Annotated in this window: 4 protein-coding genes; 2 read left to right on the top strand and 2 right to left on the bottom strand. The window is 72.2% G+C overall.

Features of this window, described 5'->3' with window-relative positions; translation table 11 throughout:
- Positions 1-24: 24 nt before the first annotated feature.
- Positions 25-552 (bottom strand): MarR family winged helix-turn-helix transcriptional regulator, encoded by a 528-nt coding sequence (locus STRTUCAR8_RS34875; RefSeq protein WP_044473423.1) that lies wholly within the window; start codon positions 550-552, stop codon positions 25-27.
- A gap of 112 nt (positions 553-664) precedes the next feature.
- Between STRTUCAR8_RS34875 and STRTUCAR8_RS34870 the strand changes: the two genes are divergently transcribed.
- Positions 665-1,615, top strand: a complete 951-nt coding sequence (locus STRTUCAR8_RS34870) for an EamA family transporter (RefSeq protein WP_006380944.1) — start codon at positions 665-667, stop codon at positions 1,613-1,615.
- Between the two features lie 148 nt (positions 1,616-1,763).
- On the opposite strand, the gene STRTUCAR8_RS34865 is transcribed toward STRTUCAR8_RS34870, so the two are convergent.
- Positions 1,764-2,213, bottom strand: coding sequence for a peptidoglycan-binding protein (locus STRTUCAR8_RS34865; protein ID WP_006380943.1), 450 nt, complete (start codon positions 2,211-2,213; stop codon positions 1,764-1,766).
- A 146-nt stretch (positions 2,214-2,359) separates the two neighbouring features.
- Here STRTUCAR8_RS34865 and STRTUCAR8_RS34860 point away from each other — a divergent pair, with 146 nt between their 5' ends.
- On the top strand, positions 2,360-3,382 hold the full coding sequence (locus tag STRTUCAR8_RS34860) for an ArsR/SmtB family transcription factor (protein WP_006380941.1): 1,023 nt from the start codon (positions 2,360-2,362) through the stop codon (positions 3,380-3,382).
- Positions 3,383-3,438 lie beyond the last annotated feature (56 nt).

The following is a 3,438-nucleotide window of genomic DNA, read 5'->3' as shown; positions in this document are numbered from 1 at the left end:
CCTCGGTGTGTTCCCGGCCGGGTCCTACGGCTGTCGCGGCCCGTCCGTCGCCGCCAGCAGTTCCCGCAGCAGACCGGCCAGTTGCCCGGCCTTCTCGGCGTCGAAGGCGGCCAGGGCCTCCGTCTGCTCGGCGAGACCGGCGCCGACGGCCTCGTCCACGAGGGTCAGCCCCTCCTCCGTCAGGGCGACCTGGAGGCCGCGCCGGTCATGGGGGTCGGGGGAGCGGCGTACCAGCCCGGCCCGCTCCAGCTTGTCGAGGCGGCCGGTCATCCCGCCGGTGGTGAGCATCAGCGTCGACGACAGCTGACGCGGCGAGAGCGTGTACGGCTCGCCCGCCCGGCGCAGGGTCGCGAGCACGTCGAACTCGCCCCGCGCGATCCCGAACCGCGCGTACGCCTTCTCCGTCCGGTCGCCCATGGCGCGCGCGAGCCGGTAGACGCGGCCGAACACCTCCATGGCGGTGGTGTCGAGGTCGGGCCGCACCGCCGCCCACTGGTCGACGATCGCGTCGACGGGGTCCCTGCGCTGCGGCGGCTGTGCACTTCCACTCATGGGCCGAGTATCGCCGAACAGGAGCCGGAGGGTCACTCGCGAGAAAGTAGCTTGACGGAAAGTTGCTTAGCGCTAAGCTACTTAATGCTGACCTACTCCGAAGGGTGCGCTCATGCCCGCCAGCCGCTCCGCCCTCGTCCCCACCATCGCCCTCACCGCCCTGGCGCCCATCTCCTGGGGCACCACGTACGCGGTCACCACTGAGTTCCTCCCGCCGGACCGGCCCCTCTTCACCGCCCTGCTGCGCGCCCTGCCCGCCGGTCTCGTGCTGCTCGCCCTGACCCGGGTGCTGCCGCGCGGGGCCTGGTGGTGGAAGGCGGCGGTGCTGGGCGCGCTCAACATCGGCGCGTTCTTCCCGCTGCTGTTCCTGTCCGCGTACCGGCTGCCGGGCGGCATGGCGGCGGTCGTCGGGTCGGTCGGCCCGCTGTTCGTCGCCGGGCTCGCGGTGCTGCTCCTGGGCGAGCGTCCGACCGTACGCACCCTGCTCACCGGGATCGCGGCGGCGCTCGGCGTCAGTCTGGTCGTCCTGAAGGCGGCGGGGGCGCTGGACACCGTGGGTGTGCTGGCCGCCCTCGCCTCGACCGCGTCGATGTCGACGGGCACCGTACTGACCAAGCGCTGGGGCCGCCCGGACGGCGTGGGCCCGCTCGCCCTCACCGGCTGGCAACTCACCGCCGGCGGCCTGCTCATCGTGCCCCTCGCCGTGCTCGTCGAGGGTGCTCCGCCCGCGCTGGACGGCCGGGCCGCCGCCGGGTACCTCTACCTGGCCCTCGCGAACACGGCGGTGGCGTACTGGCTCTGGTTCCGCGGCATAGGCCGCCTCACCGCGACCCAGGTCACCTTCCTCGGCCCGTTGTCCCCGCTCACCGCCGCGTTCGTCGGCTGGGCGGCCCTGGGCCAGGCGCTGACCTCGGTCCAACTGGCGGGCATGGCTCTGGCGTTCGGGGCGACGGTGGTGGGGCAGGTCGGGGCGCGCGGGACGACACAGGGGGCGACCCAGGGGGCGGCATCGGGCGCTGGGGCGGGCAAGGGCCGGGTTCCGGTTCTGGCGTCGCGTCGCTGAGTGGGAGACCGTCCACCCTGGCGTCACGGCATGTGCGCCAGGGTGGACGGCCTGTCTGCCGGTGCGCGGGCCGTCTCCCCCCGGAAAGCCCGGCCGGCCGAGCGGCGTACCCCGTACGGCGGGGACACGCCGCTCGGCCGGAATGCGCTCAGTGCGCGTCGGCGAACCTTGCGAACGCGGCGCGGGTCCCGTCGCCCGCGTCCCCGTCGATGTCGCCCGTGTAGCCGTAGCTGCGCAGCAGGCGCTGCAGCGCCTTGATCGTGTTGACGCCGGGGTCTCCGTCGATCGCGCCGGTGTAGGAGTAGTACTCCTTCAGGCAGCGCTGGAAGGCCTTCCAGCTGTTGGTGCCGAGCTGACCGTCGATGCCGTCGGTGTAGTTCCAGTACGTCGCCAGCCAGCCCTGGACCTTCTTGGCCCGCGCGCTGCTGAGACCGAAGTTCTGCGTCGCGAGGATGCTCGCGGACTGGCTGCTCGCCGAGGCCTGGGTGGCCGGCGCGGCGGTCGCGAACCCGACGCCCGTGCCCAGCAGGGTTCCGCCGGCGATCGCGGCGACGGTGACGGCGCTGATGAGTGACCTGGACAAAATGCTCGGTCGCATTCGTTTCCCCCAGAGGGTCGTTGGTCCCACGGATCTGTTTTCGGACGATCCGTGAACGGCTTCCGATATGACCTTGTCAGCCTCCTCGCGGCATCGACATACTTTTCCGCCTGAGCGTAAAAGCCGTGGTCAGCGAGGGGACCTGAATGCTCCGAATCCACTTCACGGACGCCGATCTCGCGCGCGTCCGGGTGGCGGCCAGGCCGGATCCGCTCTGGGAAATCTTCTTCAGCCTGCTCCGTTTCCAGAAGCGCAAAGGCCTGTGGGCGTACGCCGGTTGGCATCGGAGCGCCCGCGAGGCGCTGCACGGCAAGGGCCTGGCGCCCACCGTCCGCAACGTGCTGCTTCCCCTTTATCCGACAGGCACCTATTTCCCGGATTTCCTCACCCCCGGTGAAGCGTCCGAGGGGCTGGACGCGGGACTGGAAGCGATCCTCGCCGTCCCCCGCAAGCGCATGCTGCAAGAACTGAACATTCTGGACCGCGTGAACGGTGCTCCGGACTGGGCCCGGCAATTGACCGACATCACTCCGCGCAGGGAATTCGTCCGGACAGTGCGGAATTACTATGACGTCGCGATCCGTCCGCACAGCGACCAGATTCAGGCGCACATCGACGCCGACCGCTCCGTGCGCGCCCGAGCCGTCCTGGACGGCGGTACGGACGGGCTCCTGGCCGGGCTGGGGCCGTACATGCGCTGGCGGCGCCCGACGCTGGAGGTCGACTATCCCGAGGACCGCGATCTCCACTTGCAGGGGCGCAGCCTGACGCTCGTCCCCTCGTACTTCTGCTGGGGCGGCCCGGTGTCGCTGGCCGACTCCGGTCTCCCGCCCGTGCTCGCCTACCCGCTGCGGCACGCGGCCCCCCGCACCGGGGAGAGCGGCACCGGGGAGAGTGGCGCCCAACAGCCCCGGGCCCCGCTCTCCGCGCTGCTCGGCACGACCCGCGCCGTCATCCTCCAGGCGACGGCGACCGGCGCCACGACCGGCGAACTCGCCCGCGCCGCAGGGGTCTCGGCGGCTTCCGCCACCCGCCACACCACCGTCCTGCGCGACGCCGGCCTCCTTGTGAGCCACCGCCACGGCCCGGCTGTCCTGCACACCCTGACTCCCCCGGGCGCCGCCCTGCTGCGGGCCGGCGACCGGAACGACCGGCCCGCCCCGGACTGACACGGCGCGGGGACGGGCGTACGCGCTGTCGCCGGGGACTTCGCCGGGACACCGGA

Origin of the sequence: Streptomyces turgidiscabies Car8 (assembly GCF_000331005.1) — a bacterium.
In the GTDB taxonomy this organism is placed as follows: Bacteria; Actinomycetota; Actinomycetes; order Streptomycetales; family Streptomycetaceae; genus Streptomyces; species Streptomyces turgidiscabies.
This window is presented reverse-complemented; position numbering and strand designations above follow the sequence as displayed.

Coding starts and splice junctions, on each gene's coding strand:
- STRTUCAR8_RS34860 (WP_006380941.1), top strand. CDS start 2,360: ATGCTCCGAATCCACTTCACGGACGCCGATCTCGCGCGCGTCCGGGTG.
- STRTUCAR8_RS34875 (WP_044473423.1), bottom strand. CDS start 552: ATGAGTGGAAGTGCACAGCCGCCGCAGCGCAGGGACCCCGTCGACGCG.
- STRTUCAR8_RS34870 (WP_006380944.1), top strand. CDS start 665: ATGCCCGCCAGCCGCTCCGCCCTCGTCCCCACCATCGCCCTCACCGCC.
- STRTUCAR8_RS34865 (WP_006380943.1), bottom strand. CDS start 2,213: ATGCGACCGAGCATTTTGTCCAGGTCACTCATCAGCGCCGTCACCGTC.